Source organism: Dethiosulfovibrio salsuginis (genome assembly GCF_900177735.1).
In the GTDB taxonomy this organism is placed as follows: domain Bacteria; phylum Synergistota; class Synergistia; order Synergistales; family Dethiosulfovibrionaceae; genus Dethiosulfovibrio; species Dethiosulfovibrio salsuginis.
Genome location: NZ_FXBB01000031.1, coordinates 1 through 17,691 on the forward strand (window position 1 = coordinate 1; position 17,691 = coordinate 17,691).

The window sequence follows — 17,691 nt, forward strand, 5'->3', positions numbered from 1 at the left end:
TTCCCCTTATTGTTGCCGCTACAGAATCGATAAGCCCTTCGATGAGTTGCTTGCCTCCGGTCTAGCCCAAAACCCCCTACCTACTGGAAAGGGGGCAAGAGGCAGGCCCAAAAAAGGCAAGGCCAGGAACCTCCTGGAGAGATTTAGGGACCATAAGGAGGAGATCCTGCTCTATGCCAGGGACTTTGCGATCCCCTTCGACAATAACGAAGCTGAGCGAAACATCCGCAACTTCAAGGCGAAGCTTAAAATATCGGGCTGCTTCCGAACCTCGGAAGGGGCTCGTGACTATGCCAAAATAATGTCGTTCCTCATTACGGCGAAGAAGAACTCGATCAACATCTTCGAGGCCATGTCTATGGCTCTCGATGGTCAGATTCTCTTCTTGGATGGGGCGACTGAATAGTTACACTCTCTCACTGACTCTGTATAAAAATCTTATTTAATTGACGGTGATTCAATCACAGGTAAGACCCTAACGCAAGGGGTAGTTTCCAACGTCTAGCGAACCAGAAAACGGGCTAGCCATCTCGCGACAGGGGATTGCATTTTCTTCATCATCCAGTCCTCGGCCACCATCTTGTTTATCGTGGCTATCGACGGGAAGGGATGTTGGGTCATCATCACCGATACAATGCCCTTGCGGTGCTGCATGGCTAAAACCCATTCCTGAACGAGATCGCTGGCCCCCTCCCCTACTATGGTTACACCGTATATCCGTCCCAAACAGCCGACAAGGACCTTTATAAACCCATTTGGGTGTCCGTCAGCTACGGTCCTACCGTAGGAACGGTAATCTTTTTTTACGACCTCAAAGCGAATTCCCTTGGCCTTAGCCTCTTTTTCCGTCAATCCGACTTGAGCTACCTCTGGATCGGTGAAGACCGCCCATGGGACCAAATATCTTTCCCTGTTCATAAAGGGCAAAGAGAAAGGCGACATAGAACGCATGAGGGCCAGCATCCCCTGATGCATAGCGGCATGGGAGAGGAGGGCCTTACCGTTACAGTCGCCAACGGCGTATACGTTCTTTACGTTGGTCCTCATGTAGCGGTCGACGATGATACCTTTTCTATCAAAATCGATCCCTGCCCTATCCAGATGAAGAGGCTCTAGAACCGGCGACCTCCCTGCTGCGACCAGTAGTTGCTCCGAGTCGAATACCTCTTCTCCGGCGAAGACACGGAACCCCTCCTCAGTCCTTTCAACTTTTTCTATTTTGATTCCATTCCTCACCGTGACGCCCTCTTCGGTCAGAGCCTTCTCCACCAATTTGCCCCCGTCCTCATCCCCTATAGGGATGAGATGGGGGTCCATATGGACGACGTTGACCTTAGAGCCAAGCCTGGAAAAGGCCTGGGCCATCTCCGTACCGATCGCCCCACCGCCTATGATCGTCAAAGAAGAGGGTATTTTATCGAGCTGGAACATGTTTGCGTTAGTCAAAAAGTCCAACCCTCTAAGGCCAGGAATTGGAGGTATAAAGGGCTCCGTTCCTGTAGCTATGAATATTCTTTTGCCTCTGTAAAACCTATCTCCCACTTTGATCGTCTCAGAGTCGTAAAACGACGCCTCCCCCGACAGGAGGGTCACCTTTTCGAACACCTTCATCAGTTTCTTGCCGCTGATAGAGGCGATTTTCTCCCTCACAACCCTCATGGGATCCATGGATAAAAGGGAGCAACTCTGATCGATACCGTACTTTCCCAACCTAGAGCTCTCGTAGTAACTCTGAGACGCCTTCAGAAGTGCCTTGCTGGGGATACAACCACAGTTTAGACATTCACCACCGACCTTGAGCTTCTCAACGGCGAGGACCTTAAGCCCCATAGACACCGCCATGGCTGATACCGCCATTCCCGCAGGTCCCATTCCTATCACAAGGATATCGTAGGTTTCCAACGATACTCCCCCTCTCTCAATATAAAGATCATCACCATCATACATCGGAAAGGCTAGGAACACAAAAAAGGACTCCTTCTCAGGAGTCCTGGTGATATCGATGGTGGAGCTAAGGGGATTCGAACCCCTGACCTCTTGAATGCCATTCAAGCGCTCTCCCAGCTGAGCTATAGCCCCTCGTTTGCGTTTCTCGTCGGTCAACTCGCGACGACAGGAGGAATTATATAGCACCCCTTAGTTTGTGTCAATATCTATTTTTGAGGAAAAACGCTCTCTCAGTCTAGCCAGCTCTTTTTCCAAAAAAGACGATCTGAGATCCCGCAAAACCCTTTCCCTTACGTCATCAAGAGGGAGAACCTGGCTTCCGTTCATCTCCAGAATCTCTATATTCCAGGTCTGACCACCTGAACCGAGAACAGGGGGAAGCTTTCCTAAGACCATATTTTCCCCAAGAGCAACCCTGATCTCCTTAGGAAGCTCGTTTAACGAGTACCACCGTGGTTCTCCGTCCAGGAAAGACCTTCCTAATCTAGCTAAGATTTTTTGTGGAGCTGTGTATCGAGTAAGGTTTGCCCTGTAGAAGGAATCCAGAGTTTTTTGGTCTACAACCCAGTCCATTTTTACCCTATCGACATAGGCCTTCGCCAAAGTGTTTATGCTGTCCCATTTGAGTTGCCTTTGAACCTCGCTGTTAAAAGCTAACCCTCTCAGCTTTCCAGCTTCAGCGAGGATAAGGACATCGGAAATATGGGAGATAAACTCCTTCTTTTTGGAAGGATCCATCTCGGACCACGCTAGGGCCGCGACCTCGGTGTCGACCTTCATCTGCCGCGAAAGGAGATAGATCACGTCATTTTGGTCCAGTGTCTGTCCGGCGACATCGATAGGCAGGCCAAAAGCTAAAGAAGGATAAAGAAGAAAAACTAAAAAAAACAAAGGGATTTTTTTCATTTAAAAGCCTCCCATCAAAACATTCTAAGGGACCTCTAAAAACTCACTTTTGAGTCCCCTCGGAGAGGTAGTTCCGCCTACGCCCTGTTTCGCCCAATCGTATACTCAACCTGCCTGTTTCGTACGAACCGCCTCGGAGGGCACGTCCTGTGCCCCCTCGGCTTGGGGCGACGTCCTGTCGCCCCATTCGACTACACGACGGCAGGTCGAGTATACGGGCTCAAGTGGGCTCCGTAGGAACGATCTCTCCGAGGATTAGAGTTTTTAGAGATGCTCTCTAGACAAAAAGGAGGGCAAAAGCCCCCCTCGCACAGGTGTCACGTCTCAAAAACAAAACTAAGAGCCTTTTATCCTATCCGATCCTGCTTTTATGCCCAGGCCTAGAAGGTCTTTGTTCTGGAGGACATCCCACTTCATGTTCAGGACAAGGAGGAACACAGCGGAGTAACCATCGACCTTCCAGGAAGATATATCGTCCTCAAAGGCGGAGAAAACCGTCTGTAGCTGTTCCTCGCCTCTGTTATCGCTAGACATCTCTTCCAAGAACGATTTAAGCCCTTCGACGGAGGAAATCTCAGCGGCATCGAGAATTCGGTAGAGATAGTCCAAACTGTCCTCTACGTATTCTCTCTCGGGAGCGAAGCGAGGGAATCCGACCTCCGAGGCCGTTCTAGCCCAGAAGGAATATATTTCTTCGCCGTTGCTTTCAAATAACTGTCGCAGAGAGTCTTTCGTCAACTTAAGGTCCTTTACCGGAGCCATAGGCTCGATTATAGGCATATTTTTCTCTGGTGTCACGGGAATAGAAAACTTTTTGGCCGCTTCCCTGAGATAGTGGAAATCCTCGTCGGCCTCTTCAAGAAGGGCACTTACCCTTGAGAGCTTTCTCTTGAGCTTCCCCTTAGTGACTACGTCGGTAGTGCCGGATATCTCCGGGCTTACCGCAGCCCAGGCCTCCTGAAGCATGGTACGAACCTGAACGTGCAGCTTCAGATCCCTGTATTTCTCCCACTCCCTGAGACGACCTCTGTCGGACTTCAACGATACATCGTAGATTATGGACTTATATCCGAATATGTCGGGATCCTCAAGGTCCTTGCTCGTCGTCGACCTAGGAAGATCGACTAAAAACTCCTCCTGGATGACCCTTTCAACGGTCATTACATCGCTTGGAAAATAAAGAAGAATCCTTACGGTTGCCAGGTCAGGCACATCTCTGAAAGGGTCGGCAGGCAATACTCCCTTTTTATTCGAGAGCTCGTTGAAAAACTCATCGGGAGTTTTGGCCCAACCTTCGAGGGCGTAAACCTGGACGCTTTCCCTGGATATAAGGTCTTGAAGAAGATGTTTCATCCTTCTGCAGTACTCCTGATATAGGGAATATCTCTTTATGTACTCTATTCCCCACTCCTCAATTTTACGGGTTTGCATTCTGCGACCACCACCTGTGCTCAATATTTACATGGACACCGCACTACTGGATACAAAGACAGAGCGAAATCCCCATGTCAAACGCTTTCTTCGGACATTTCCCTCAACTCCATGAGGAAAGGTAGATCTGGCGCTAGGTTTATCGCCTTCTGCAATAACTGTCTGCCTCTCTCGACGTTGCCCTTTGAGATACAGGCGTGGGCCTCCATCCCAAGAGCTAAAGCTCTGGAGTGACTGAGAGAAGGTAGGCTCCCTTTTTCGGAATACAGAGCCATTATCCCAATGTAAAGAGGCCTGTCTTGGGGATTTATCCTTATAGCCTCCTGAAGCGACTCGTACCTATCGGACTCGAGTTTAGGACGGGATAGACCGGGTATAACGGCCTCTGAGCTGTAGAGAGAAACCGCTTCTGCTACACCGTTACCTTTATCCCAGCCGATATCCCAATCCTGCGACGGAGCGGAAAATAAAATAGACGGAGATTCCTCACCAGGAAAGATTTTATCGCCTCTTACGAGGGCGTGTTCCATCATAGCCAACGCCTCATCATTCCTACCGACAGATGCAAAGCTATAGGCGGTCTCAGCGAGCAGCCATCGGTTATTGCCGTCTTTGGCTAGGGCTTTTTCGAGAAAGACCATAGCCTCTCTAGGTCGGCCTGCACGGTTAAACATACGGCCTAAACTATAGAGAGAGCTTCCTGTGCTATCCTCCTGAGTCAGCCTCTTGAGAGCAGGGCCATCTTGAACCCCTATGTTCCTTCCACTGGACAATATCCTGGAGAATCTTCCAAAATCGTCCACTTTAGCCGGAACAGGTTTCGGTTTTCTTTCTACAGTTTTAGGTGGCAACTCTACTTTAGGCCTTGATACCGGTTTGGAGGCTACTACCGGTGCGGAGATAACCTCGACAGGGACCTCTATAACAGGAGTCTGAGCGACGTCAAAAGAGTCTCCCGAAAGGGCAATGTCGATCGAGGTAACGTCGTAAGCTATATCCGAAGACAGCCCTATGTCCGGCGACATCTCCACAGAAGGCAGTTTTGCCAATAACTCCAGCCTGAAAGATTCAACTTCATCGGAAGACTCTCCAGGAGAAAGGCCTTCCAGAAAATTTAAAGCGCCGTCAATGTCCCCTTTCTCCAACTTAAGCCTAGACACAAGGAGTCTGGTAGCCGAATCGGTAGGATCAAGCCTAAGGATCTCGTTATAGGCCTTTTCCGCCTGATTTAAAGAGCCTAAAGAGAAAAAGGTATTAGCCACCTTTCGGTGGATGTCCACGCTCTCAGGATCTATGGCCAAAGCACCGTAATAAGAGTTTAGCGCCTCCGCCTCCCGTCCCTGAAGGGCTAGGATATCTCCCTTTCTAACCAGCGACCTAGCGTCGAGGGAAATATTCTTTTCCGATTTCTCATAAAGCTCCAGGGCTTCTTTCATCTCTCCCTTGAGATACATTTCGTTCGCCCTACGAAGCTGTGTTTCGCTAGACTCATTTGTCATAAAAAACACGCCCGTTCCAGCGACTAAAAGGGCCAAGGCGATAGCGGAAATTTTTGCTTTTTTACCCTTAATTTTATATATGCTATCGACAGTAGGCCTGGATTTTGGTACCTTATCGTTTAAGGCAGGCTCTGGAACTCCGTCAGGCTCCCCAAAAAGGACTACGTCTTCCTCTTTTCTCAGGATAGAGTCTAATTGGTGGGTGTCCGCCTCATCGTGATGGACGGGCTCGGAGCTAGAGGGAGAGGAGACACCTATATCGTCAACGACATCTCCGGTTTGGACCGATATCGAATCATCGACATCGAGGAGATCATCTTCCCCATGAAAAACGGGAACAGGTCCCTCTGGTTCCTGGGAGATCGCTATATCTTCAAAATCAGCAGTGGTCTCGACCTCAACCTCATCAGGTAACTCCTCCGGTGTAGCTACGATCTCCTTTTGGAGGACCGTTTCCCCTTGTGGCTCGTACTCTTGATCTAGAGGACCTAACAGTATATCCTCTAGTTGAATATCCAGAGGTGGGCTACCGGAGCTATTTTCACCTTCAGGATATTCAGAGTTATTCTCTATAACCAACGGATCCGAAGGATCTTCAGTTTTTCCACCCCGCCGCAAAAAATCTAATGGAGAGGCCTCTGCTACCGATTTTTTTTGAGAACGGACCACGACGGGAAGCCCCATTGAGTCGGGAGAAAGCGATTCTACAGGCTTTCTGAACCACTCTTCCAGTCTTTTATCCACCCGCCGCACCCCCTGTCTTTTGCTTTTACGCCAGCCCCCATTGTAGCACAAGGAACCGATCATCTGTGTATAGATTGCTATCGATATTTGACCTTAGATCTTAGGAGGAAAAACAATTGAAAAAACTCAACAAAAAGCTATCGGCACTGTTAATTTGCTTGTTCTTCTTTATAGCAAACGATTCAGAGGCCGTAACAAGGGGAGAAACCTTACACAAGGTGATGGAAGCCCTTTCTCTACCTCAATGGACGGGCAAATCGTTCTCCGACGTCCCACAGGGACACCCCTACGGGAAATCCATAGAATCGGCCTTCGCCATGGGTATACTCTTTCCGTCGGACCAGTTCTATCCAGATCTGGAGGCAAGCAGAGCGGAAGCCCTGGCTTTCGCCTTTATGGCCATGGGTTGGACCCACACGGCGAAGACACTGGCTCTTTACCATGATCTTCCAAGAGATATACCTCCCTACCTTGCCCCTTACGTCGTTTTGGCTGAGACAGCCATACCGAAAGCTCCCGATGAGTTTATCAAAGATCCTAAAGCTGCGGTGACGGAAAAAGACATAAAAGACCTCTCTCTCTGGCTAAAGGCCAGCTATTCAAGGGGCATAACCTGGAACTATAAATTAGAAAAATCAGGACTCAGCCTTGTGATGGGCAAAAGCGGCGTAGGTCGTCCTCCACAGGAATGGATTATCGCAGTAGGAGAGAAAGACAACGACCAAGAAGCAAATCAACTGGTTAAGAAGCTAGGCTCCCGGGGTATATCCGCAAAGGCTGTCAGGTCGGACGGTACAATATCGGTTATCGCCGGACCTTACGGCAACTACTTTCAGGCGTGGCTTTTATCACAGGTGTTGCCATCTCCCTACAGAGGAGCCCCTGTTCTCCCTCAAGGTGGGGAGAGAAAATCTCTCTTTTGGGCCGCTATAAAGGTTCCAGCGGATAGGTGTTTCATAGCCACAGCTCCATCTATAGGGGCGAGAAACCTGCCCCTCAGCAAAATCGCGGAAAACTCCGACTCCATCGGGGCGATCAACGGAGGTTTTTTTGGATCTAACAGGCCGATCGGCACTATGGTGATAGACGGTATACCTGTGTCCCCCTCCTACGCCGACAGATCGGCTATTGGATGGAACCAAAGGGGACAGGCCTTTTTCGGGAACGGAAACTTTAGACTCTACGGCAAAAACAAAAGAGGACAGAGTTTCCCTATATCGGGGGTAAACCAGCCTATCGGTGAAGGGGCACTAGCTCTGTACACTCCCCATTTTGGACAGTTTGCGACCCAGGTAAAAGGTCCCGGCACCGAGTTTATCCTCAAAGGAGGACAGATCATATCCCAGAGGAACGCACAAGGATCCAATCACTTCATGGGAGAGGATAAACTTATCCTTTTGACAAAGACCTCGGGACCAGGACCTCTAGCGGATACCACCGAAATAGGCCTAAAAATAGACTGGAAAGATCCATACATGAGCGACGCCGATCAGGTGATTCAGGCTGGACCGATGCTTATAGGCACCGGACCGGCGACCACCGAAGGCTTCTCCCCCTCCATAATCAATAAGCGCCATCCCAGGACTATCGTCGGCTGGGACGGAGATAGCCTGTGGTGGATCGCCGTAGACGGGAGATCATCCTGGCACAGCGATGGATTGACCATCCCCGAGGCCTCTAAGTTCGCTAGAGACCTCGGGCTCCGGCTCGCTGTAAACATGGACGGAGGAGGATCCACCCAGCTCTGGTGGGACGGATACACCGTCAACAGACCCTCCGACGGAAGGGAAAGGCCCTTACCTTACGGCGTTATATTTCGCTGACCTTCCGAAGGCTATTTAGGCTTGTGACACCTAAAGGATAAAGCACCTTTAACGACCGCGACCCTCGCAGAGGATCCTTTGACCAGACGGCCGTCCAGTATCATGTCTGCCAGAGGATCCTCTACCAATCTCTGTATAGTCCGTCTCAGAGGTCTCGCCCCATACTGAGGCTGATAGCCTTTCTCAAGTACGAGTTTTTTCCCCTCAGGAGACATTTTTAGCTTTATCCCCCTCTCCGAGAGGCGACTCTGAACGTCTTTTATCATGAGATCGATAATCTTAAGCATCTCCTCTCTGGTCAGAGGGGAAAAGAGAACCTGCTCGTCTACACGATTTAGAAACTCCGGCCTAAAGGATCTTTTAACGTCTTCATCTATATTTTTCGCCACAGAATCCCAGTCGGAAAAGCCGTCGCTTGATCCAGCGGAAAAGCCGAATCCCTGCCTTTTCACCATGTTTCTGGCCCCTATGTTGCTGGTCATGATAACCAGGGTGTTTCTAAAGTCGATCTTTCTGCCCTGTCCGTCGGTCAGACGACCTTCCTCCAAGATCTGTAGAAGAAGATTGAATACGTCGGGATTGGCCTTTTCTATCTCGTCGAAAAGAAGGACCGAGTAGGGCCTACGTCGGACCGTCTCGGTCAATTTTCCACCGTTTTCGTAACCAACGTAGCCCGGAGGCGCCCCTATAAGTTTTGCCACCTCGTGACGTTCCATATACTCGCTCATATCCAGTGTGATCAGGGCATCCTCGGTTCCGAACATAAAGCTGGCTAAAGCCCTCGCCATCTCCGTCTTTCCAACTCCTGTAGGGCCTAAAAACAGGAAGCTTCCCACCGGCCTTCTAGGATCTTTAAGGCCGCTCCGAGCCCTCCTTATGGCTTTCGAGACGCTTGAGACCGCCTTATCCTGGCCTATCAGCCTGGAGTGGATCTCTTCCTCCATCCTCGCCAATCTGCTGGCCTCTTCCTCGGTCATCTGTCTGACCGGAATACCGGTCCATTCGGAGACCACCTGAGCGATGTTTTCCTCACCGAGCACAGGGGTTTCCTTTCTTCTCACCGATATCCACTCTTGTCTTTGAGATTCAAGATCGTCGGATAGAGAGCTTTCCTTATCCCTCAGCTTAGCGGCCTTTTCAAAGGCCTGGGACTCGACCGCCGTTTCTTTCTCTTTGCGAATCCTCTCCAGATTTCTCTCCATCTTCTTCAAAGGCTCCGGCAGCTCCATAGCGTCCAGACGAGCCCGAGCGGAAGCCTCGTCGATAAGGTCTATACCTTTATCCGGCAAGTAACGATCTGTAATATAACGGGAAGAAAGCCTGACCGCCGCCTCCAGGGCTTCGTCGGTAATGGTGACCCTGTGGTGAAGCTCGTACCTATCCCTCAAACCCTTCAGTATTGAAAGAGAGTCGTCTATTGACGGCTCATCGACCTTAACAGGCTGAAAACGCCTTTCAAGAGCGGCATCTCTCTCGATATATTTTCTGTACTCATCGAGGGTAGTCGCACCTACGACCTGAAACTCGCCTCTAGCAAGGCTTGGCTTGAGGATATTAGCGGCATCGATAGCCCCTTCCGCCCCACCGGCTCCTACTATGGTGTGAATCTCGTCTATGAACAGGACTACATCTTTACAGTCCTTAAGCTCCAAGAGGAGCTTTCGCATTCTCTCCTCGAACTCACCTCTGTACTTGGTACCGGCGACCATATTGCCCATGTTGAGCTGGACCACCCGCTTGCCCTTAAGGCTTTCCGGTATATCCCCTGCCAGTATCTTTTGGGCTAACCCCTCGACTATGGCCGTTTTGCCCACTCCAGGATCGCCGATAAGAACGGGGTTATTTTTTGTCCTTCTGGAGAGCACCTGGATAACCCTTCTAATCTCTGTCGATCGGCCTATGACGGGATCAAGCTCGTTTTTTTCCGCCATATCGCTCAGATCTATACCTAGTTGATCCAACACAGGTGTCTTGTTACGCCCCTTGGAGTCCCCGCTCCTACCGCTATGGCTGTCCTTATCTCCACCGGAGAGAAATTTAACCACCATATTTCGTCCCTCAACGGGGTCTATCCCCATAGACGTCAAAACCTGGACGGCAACTCCATCTCCCTCGGAAAAAATACCCATCAGTATATGCTCGGTTCCGACGTAGTTGACCCCCATAGATTTCGCTTCCCTGATAGAAAGATCCAGAACCCTTTTAGCTCTAGGGCTCAGAGGAAGGTCCTGGGGGACCTCTATAGATTTGTTGGAGCTAACGGTGGACTCTATAGCCGCTATAAGCTCCTCCGGGGCTATGCCCATGGAGGATATAGCCTGGGCGGCAAGACCTCCGGTCTCCAAAGCCAACCCCATCAGGATATGCTCCGTCCCTATCATCTCGTGTCCCAGTCTGAGTGCCTCTCTGTGGGCCAGTTGAACCACTTTTTTACTTCTCTCGGTAAAAAATTGCCACATATTCAGCCCTCCACTAGGAAAAAACTAGACCTCTCAACATCCTCTTTAGCAACTCCGCCTGAAGAACGTTCCTTTTGTAAGGAGAAACGTCAAATGTAGACTCTCCAACGTCATCTATATGTCGAAGGGCAACCTCTATGAGCAGACGCTCCCTTGCGTCGACGAAACCTCGGGACTGCAAAGATATCAATAACCTTCGAGCCTCCTGCTCTGTTATACTGTCCCCGACAAGTTCATCTATATGACCGACCCTTTCCTCGGGCATCTCATAACATATCCTCAAAATTCTTATATAACCGTGTCCACCTCTTTGGCTCTCGACCAAATAGCCACGCTCGGGAGTAAACCGACTCCGGAGAACGTAGTTGATCTGGCTCGGAACACAGCCAAACTGCTCGGCCAACTCCTTTCGACGGAGAGAAACGGTGTCTTCTTTGTTTCTCTCTAACAGATCTATGATATGCGTCTCGATGACTTCGGTGAGACTTCTCACTGTAATTCCCCCTCCCCGTTGTATGACGGTCTCATTTTAGTTTTTTGGTCAGAAATAGTCAACAAGATCGCCATCGGCTTGGGAGTTACGGTTAGCGGCCTACTTTGTCCTCTTTGCCGTGGTATATCCGTACCAGGTTCGATCTATGTCTCCAGGAGGAGAGAAAAGCGAGCAGGAAGGCGGACCATCCAAACGCCTCAGGGGCCCCCAAGGCAGGGAGCAACAGAGACATGGAGAAAAGGGACATGATAGAGGCCAACGATACATATCCCGAGATTTTCAAAGATAGATACCATACTACACCAGAGGCGGGCACGGCGAAAAAAGAGGCCCATGGGGAGACGAAAAACAGCGTTCCGTAGGTAGTAGCGACCCCTTTACCGCCTTTAAAATCCAACCAGACAGGATAGTTATGGCCCAGCACCGAGGCGACAGCCACCATAGCTACAGTAGTCTGGTTATCGGCAAAAAGGTGAGCCAATATCACCGGAATCCCTCCTTTGAACATATCCACCAAAGACACAAAAACCGCCCATTTTTTGCCCATAAGACGGCCTACGTTGGTGGCACCGACGTTCCCCGATCCGAAGGTCCTTATGTCAACTCCTCTAAACCTCTTTGCGACCAGATAGGCGGTCGGAAGTGAACCAGCGAGGTACCCCCCTAGAACCCAGAATAAACAAATCAAATTCACTTTACCTCTCCCCTTTTCCTCACTCGAACATCGGCGATTTTGACCCCACCAGGGGTCACGAAGATGGACCCTATATCCAGAAGGACTAGGTCAGGCTCAGCGCAGGACATGGCGGAGACTTTGACGACCTCCGCCGCTAAAGATCGGAAATCCAGCGCCTTAGATCCTCTAAACCCTGCGAAAAGGGGATATCCTTTCAGGCTCTCGACCATCTCCAAGGCCATAGGGAAATCCACAGGAGCAAGCCGAAGGGACAGGTCTTTTATGACGTCGTAGAGAATCCCTCCTAGCCCTACCGCTACCACCGGGCCAAAGACCGGATCCCTTTTCATCCCGACCATACACTCGATACCGTCTGAGACCATCTCCTGAACCAGTACCCCGTCGATAACCGCATCTGGAGACGAACGGACAGCCCTCTCCAATATCCTGCCGTAAGCGTTTTGAAGCTCTTCCTCGGTCCTCAGATTTAGGGCAATTCCCCTTGCCTCTTTTTTGCTCCCTATCTCCCTGGAAACCACCTTCAGCGCTAGAGGGAAACCTATGTCGTTGCCTCCTGCTAAGACCTCATCGAGGTCGAGACAGAAAGCCTGTCTTATAGGCGTCAACCCATAGGACTCTATAAAACAGGCAGCCTCATATCCGTTTAAAACATCGGGGTAACCGCCTAAAATGGGGTTGCTCACAGGCGAACAGGAAAGCTCCCTTTTTTTGCATGGTTTCACCGCACCTACCCAGGCGGCAACCGCATCAGCACACCTTCTCGGGCTGTCAAAAAGAGGGATGCCACTCCTCCTGAGTTTCTGGGCACCGTGACCACCGTGAATATCGTCGGTAAGCCAACAGCAGACAAGAGGCTTATAGAAAGACAGAGACGCTCCGATTAAGGTATCCGCCAACTTTTCCGCCGCACCGGCGGAAATAACCGGAACAGCCACCAGAATAATGTCCACATCAGGGGAATCGGAAAGGACCTTAAGAACCTGGTTCATATGTTGAGAACTCTCGATAACCTGGGAATCAAGGGTCAGTATTCCGTCCAGATAGCCATCTTCCTTCAGACATTTGCCGAGTATCTCCCTGGATTTAGGATCGATAGGTGCCATATCCAATCCCGCAGAGACACATTTATCCGCTTGAATCATCCCTACCCCTCCTGAGGTAGAGACAACAGCTACCCTACATCCCTTAGGATTACGGCCCATATCCACTATTCGCCCTAAATCTATTAAATCCGCTATATCGTCCAGCAAAACCATGCCAAACTGCTTTGCTACGGTTTTCCAGACCCCTTCATCGGCGACAGATCCATGACCTCTTCTTCCTGCGGCGAACTCCCTGAGACGGGGACTGACCCCCCCCCTTAAAACCGCCACCGACACCCCTCTGCTTTGAGCCTCTCTGACCATCTTAAGAAAATCCCGGCCTTCCGGCAGTCCCTCGAGGTAGAACACGATCATATGGACCTGATAGTCCTCTATCAGCCAGTGGCCGACATCGACGACATCGACGTCGGAGGATAATCCGGTGGTTACCACATATCGAAACCTGACACCTTCGTCGGAAGCCATGGAGTAAGCGGAAAACCCCAGGTCTCCGCTTTGAGAGACGAGAGCCACATGGCCGTCGGAGGGATGGTCCATATCCAGAGCGCTCGACCAGCTTAGAGGTATCTTATCGGCAAAGTTAGCCAAACCTTGACAGTTAGGCCCTAAAACCCTGGTTCCCCTGCTTTGAGCCAGCTCCAGCACGTCCTTATACTCTGGAAGCTGGTTCACCGATAACGACGAAAACATTATCACAAAAGGAATAGCCATAGCGGAACACCTGTTTAGAGCATCGATGGACTCCTCTGGGGAAAGGGATATCATAGCTATATCGGGAGGATCTTCAAGAGCGGAGACCTTTTCCCAGCCATTCCAGAGTATGCCATCCACGATAACCTGATAGACGTTTCCCCTATACCCCCAGAATATCAAGTTAGCCATTGGACGAGACGATAAAATCTGAGAATCGTCGTAACGGCTAAAAATCACGACCGAATCGGGCTTAAAAAGCCTCTCCATTTGCCCTGTATTCACTTATATCCCTCCAAAAATAAAAGGACCTATTTTCCAAAGCACAAAGGGGTCGACGATTGTCGACCCCTTTGTGTCAATCTTAACTATGAACCCTGTCGGAATCCGTCTCGATTGATGCCCTGACCTCCACGCCGAACAACTTTACACGCTCTTGCACGTTCACCTTGTGTCGCACCATACCTCTGGACCTGCCAGAGACCTGCCGTGGGTTTTCCGCCGAACGAACTACCTTTTTCATCTCAGTTACGCTCAATCGATTCACCTCACTGAAGTTTGATGTGACTCAGTTACAGCTGCATCTCGATTATACATGAAAAAAGGAACAAAACAAAATAGAAAGGCCTATGGGACCTCTAAAAACTCCGACCCTCGGAGAGATCGCTCCGAGAAAATAGAAACGTGAGTTTGCAGGGACGGTTGACTAAGATCACTTCAAAGTATATAATCCCTTTGTCGCCTGCGGGGGTGGCGGAACTGGTAGACGCGCAAGACTAAGGATCTTGTGGGCATAGCCTGTGGGAGTTCGAGTCTCCCCCTCCGCACCATGATATCTAAGGATCGAGGGTAATTCCTCGGTCCTTTTTTTATTCTTCCTCCCTCAAATCAAGCCTGTCGATCATGTCTATCATGCCATAAAATAATAAAACTATCTTTTCCGACATAAATCTAAACGCCTTGACCTGAATTGTGATTGTGATTACAATATCAACCATCACAGACATTGTTATTGAGATATCAAACGATATTTTTCAGGGAGGTTCTACAATTATGACCGTTAAAAAAGCCGAGAAAGAGATCGTAAGGGATATTCCCGCGGAAATAGACTCCATTGTGGCAAAAACCAGAGCTGCACAGGAGAGGTTCTCCACCTACTCTCAGGAACAGGTGGACGAGATATTCTTTCAGGTAGCGGTAGTCGCCAATCAGGCCCGTATTCCTCTGGCAAAAGCGGCGGTCGAGGAGACGGGAATGGGGATCATAGAGGACAAGGTCATAAAGAACCACTTTGCGTCGGAGTTCATATACAACAAATACCGCAACGAAAAGACCTGCGGCGTGGTAGAGCGAGACGAGACCAACGGTTTTTTCCGTATAGCCGAGCCTATAGGGGTTATAGCCGGTATTATACCTACGACCAACCCTACCTCTACGACGATCTTTAAAGCCCTTTTGGCCCTTAAGACCAGAAACGGCATAGTCTTCTCTCCCCATCCTAAGGCAAAAGGATGCACCGTGGAGACCGCAAAGCTGATCCACGATGCGGCGGTCAAAGCAGGGGCCCCGGAAGGGATCATAGGATGGATAGACCAACCTTCGGTGGAGGGATCTCAGTATCTCATGTCCCACCGGTCTATAAGCATGACCCTCGCCACAGGTGGGCCTGGAATGGTAAGGGCTGCCTATTCATCGGGAAAGCCGGCCATAGGCGTCGGATCGGGGAATACCCCTGCGGTCATAGACGAAAGTGCGGATATAAAGATGGCGGTCAACTCCATTCTTCTGAGCAAGACCTTCGATAACGGCCTTATATGTGCGTCGGAACAGTCGGTCGTGGTGTGCGATTCGGTGTACGATCAGGTATGCAGCGAATTCACTAAAAGAGGAGCCATCATACTCAACGGAGAGCAGAGAAAGAAAGTCGGGGAAACAATCCTGAAAGACGGAAGGCTCAACGTGGATATAGTAGGACAACCGGCTCAGAAAATAGCTAAGCTGGCTGGCTTCGAGGTCCCTGAGTCGACAAAGGTGCTAATAGGAGAGGCTCAGGAGATAGGGCTTCAGGAGCCATTCAGCTACGAAAAGCTATCCCCTGTCCTCGGACTTTACAGGGCTAAAGACTTCTCCGATGCAGTGAAAAAAGCGTCGGAACTGGTGAGATTTGCGGGCATGGGACACACCTCGGTGCTTTACACAAAGCCTGAAAACAGGGATAAAATATCCCATTTCAGCGAAAGAATGTCCACCGGACGGGTCCTTATCAATATGCCAAGCTCCCAGGGGGCTATTGGGGACGTCTACAACTTCCGTCTTGAGCCGTCTCTCACGTTAGGCTGTGGCTCCTGGGGAGGGAACAGCGTCAGCGAGAACGTAGGGATCAGACACCTGATCAACCTGAAAACCGTGGCGGAGAGGCGGGAGAACATGCTCTGGTTTCGAGTCCCCTCCCAGATATACTTCAAGCCGGGATGCCTTTCCCTCTCTCTGAGAGAGCTTGAGGGGAGAAAAAAAGCCTTTGTGGTGACCGACAGGCCGATATACGAACTGGGATACGCCGATAAGGTAACCTCTCACCTTGAGGATATGGGCATGGACATAGAGATCTTCTACGACGTGAAGCCCGACCCCGACATATCGACGGTCCAAAAGGGACTGGATAGGATGAAAGAGTTCAATCCCGACCTTGTTATAGCCCTCGGCGGAGGTTCCCCTATAGACGCAGCCAAGATTATGTGGCTTCTCTACGAGCACCCGGAGGTCAGGTTCGACAAGTTGGCCATGAGGTTCATGGACATAAGAAAGAGAGTCTGCAAGTTCCCTAAGATGGGCAAAAAGGCCATCATGGTGGCGATTCCAACCACATCGGGGACCGGATCAGAGGTAACTCCCTTCGCGGTTATCACCGACGATTCCCAGGGTGTTAAGTATCCTATCGCGGACTACGAGCTCACCCCCGACATGGCCATAGTGGACCCTGACCTGGTTCTATCGATGCCCAAAGGAGTTACAGCGGCATCGGGAATAGATGCGGTGACCCACGCCATTGAGGCATTGGCGGCGACTACCGCTACGGACTACACCAACGGCATAGCTATGGAGGCCCTAAAGATACTGTTCACATATCTTCCTCAGTCCTACAGGGACGGTGCCTCCAACCCCGAGGCTAGGGAGAAGATCCACTACGCTGCGACTATGGCGGGAATGGCCTTCGCAAACGCCTTTTTGGGGCTCTGTCACTCCATGTCCCATAAACTGGGGTCGGCGTTCAACGTAGCTCACGGCGTTGCAAACGGCATCCTCATCACTGAGGTCATAAAGTTCAACATGGTCACCGCCCCCAGAAAACAGGCGGCCTTCCCTCAGTATAAGTTCCCTGAGGCCAAGGAGAGATACGCAAGGGTAGCCGATTATCTCGGGCTTCAGGGCAAGACCGACGAGGAGAAAATCAACTCATTGATCCACGCCATAGAAAAGCTCAGAAAGGACCTTGATCTCCCGGCGACAATAAAAGAGGCGGGAGTCAACGAGACGGACTTCATGGCCAAAGTGGATGAACTGAGCGAGCTGGCCTTCGACGACCAGTGTACCGGAACCAATCCTCGGTATCCTCTTATATCTGAGATAAAAGAGCTCTACATAAAGGGATTCGGTAAATAGATAAAAAACCGGAGGATCGGCCTTAGGCCGGTCCTCCGGTTTTAATCTATAGAGGACCTCTAAAAACTCACTTTCGAGTCCCCTCGGATAGATCGTTCCGCCTACGCCCTGTTTCGCCCAATCGTATACTCGACCTGCCTGTTTCGTACGAACCGCCTCGGAGGGCACGTCCTGTGCCCCCTCGGCTTGGGGCGACGTCCTGTCGCCCCATTCGTACTGCGCTACGGCATGTCGAGTAT

Annotated in this window: 11 protein-coding genes and 2 tRNA genes; 4 read left to right on the forward strand and 9 right to left on the reverse strand. The window is 50.5% G+C overall.

All coding sequences use genetic code 11. The annotated features are described in order from the left end of the window. A partial coding sequence (locus B9Y55_RS10205; RefSeq protein WP_143340906.1) for an IS66 family transposase occupies positions 1-406 on the forward strand: 406 nt, incomplete at its 5' end. 95 nt (positions 407-501) lie between these two features. On the opposite strand, the gene B9Y55_RS10210 is transcribed toward B9Y55_RS10205, so the two are convergent. The 5 genes from B9Y55_RS10210 to B9Y55_RS10230 all read right to left on the reverse strand — a co-directional run bounded on the left by B9Y55_RS10210 (position 502) and on the right by B9Y55_RS10230 (position 6,527). Next, positions 502-1,902 carry a dihydrolipoyl dehydrogenase family protein gene (locus B9Y55_RS10210; RefSeq protein ID WP_159448322.1) on the reverse strand — a complete coding sequence of 467 codons (1,401 nt, stop codon included), beginning with the start codon at positions 1,900-1,902 and terminating at the stop codon, positions 502-504. A gap of 101 nt (positions 1,903-2,003) precedes the next feature. After that, positions 2,004-2,079, reverse strand: a tRNA-Ala gene (locus B9Y55_RS10215). 57 nt (positions 2,080-2,136) lie between these two features. After that, the gene (locus B9Y55_RS10220; protein ID WP_085545260.1) at positions 2,137-2,853 is read right to left on the reverse strand and encodes a hypothetical protein; all 717 of its coding nucleotides are present in this window, start codon (positions 2,851-2,853) and stop codon (positions 2,137-2,139) included. 336 nt (positions 2,854-3,189) lie between these two features. Beyond that, positions 3,190-4,284, reverse strand: coding sequence for a RelA/SpoT domain-containing protein (locus B9Y55_RS10225; RefSeq protein ID WP_085545261.1), 1,095 nt, complete (start codon positions 4,282-4,284; stop codon positions 3,190-3,192). Positions 4,285-4,361: 77 nt separating this feature from the next. Then, positions 4,362-6,527 (reverse strand): tetratricopeptide repeat protein, encoded by a 2,166-nt coding sequence (locus B9Y55_RS10230; protein ID WP_159448323.1) that lies wholly within the window; start codon positions 6,525-6,527, stop codon positions 4,362-4,364. A 116-nt stretch (positions 6,528-6,643) separates the two neighbouring features. Between B9Y55_RS10230 and B9Y55_RS10235 the strand changes: the two genes are divergently transcribed. After that, positions 6,644-8,350 (forward strand): phosphodiester glycosidase family protein, encoded by a 1,707-nt coding sequence (locus B9Y55_RS10235; protein WP_085545263.1) that lies wholly within the window; start codon positions 6,644-6,646, stop codon positions 8,348-8,350. An 11-nt stretch (positions 8,351-8,361) separates the two neighbouring features. Here B9Y55_RS10235 and B9Y55_RS10240 read toward each other — a convergent pair whose 3' ends face one another. From B9Y55_RS10240 to B9Y55_RS10255, 4 genes are all read right to left on the reverse strand, one after another. Then, positions 8,362-10,809 carry an ATP-dependent Clp protease ATP-binding subunit gene (locus B9Y55_RS10240; protein ID WP_085545264.1) on the reverse strand — a complete coding sequence of 816 codons (2,448 nt, stop codon included), beginning with the start codon at positions 10,807-10,809 and terminating at the stop codon, positions 8,362-8,364. A 13-nt stretch (positions 10,810-10,822) separates the two neighbouring features. After that, on the reverse strand, positions 10,823-11,302 hold the full coding sequence (locus tag B9Y55_RS10245; protein ID WP_085545265.1) for a CtsR family transcriptional regulator: 480 nt from the start codon (positions 11,300-11,302) through the stop codon (positions 10,823-10,825). 91 nt (positions 11,303-11,393) lie between these two features. Then, positions 11,394-11,990, reverse strand: a complete 597-nt coding sequence (plsY, locus tag B9Y55_RS10250; protein ID WP_327078441.1) for a glycerol-3-phosphate 1-O-acyltransferase PlsY — start codon at positions 11,988-11,990, stop codon at positions 11,394-11,396. Between the two features lie 2 nt (positions 11,991-11,992). Continuing rightward, the gene (locus B9Y55_RS10255) at positions 11,993-14,077 is read right to left on the reverse strand and encodes an acetate--CoA ligase family protein (RefSeq protein WP_143340908.1); all 2,085 of its coding nucleotides are present in this window, start codon (positions 14,075-14,077) and stop codon (positions 11,993-11,995) included. A gap of 459 nt (positions 14,078-14,536) precedes the next feature. On the opposite strand from B9Y55_RS10255, the gene B9Y55_RS10260 reads away from it, so the two are divergent. Continuing rightward, a tRNA-Leu gene (locus tag B9Y55_RS10260) sits at positions 14,537-14,622 on the forward strand. Between the two features lie 223 nt (positions 14,623-14,845). Next, positions 14,846-17,452, forward strand: a complete 2,607-nt coding sequence (gene adhE, locus B9Y55_RS10265; protein WP_085545267.1) for a bifunctional acetaldehyde-CoA/alcohol dehydrogenase — start codon at positions 14,846-14,848, stop codon at positions 17,450-17,452. The last annotated feature ends 239 nt before the right edge of the window (positions 17,453-17,691 follow it).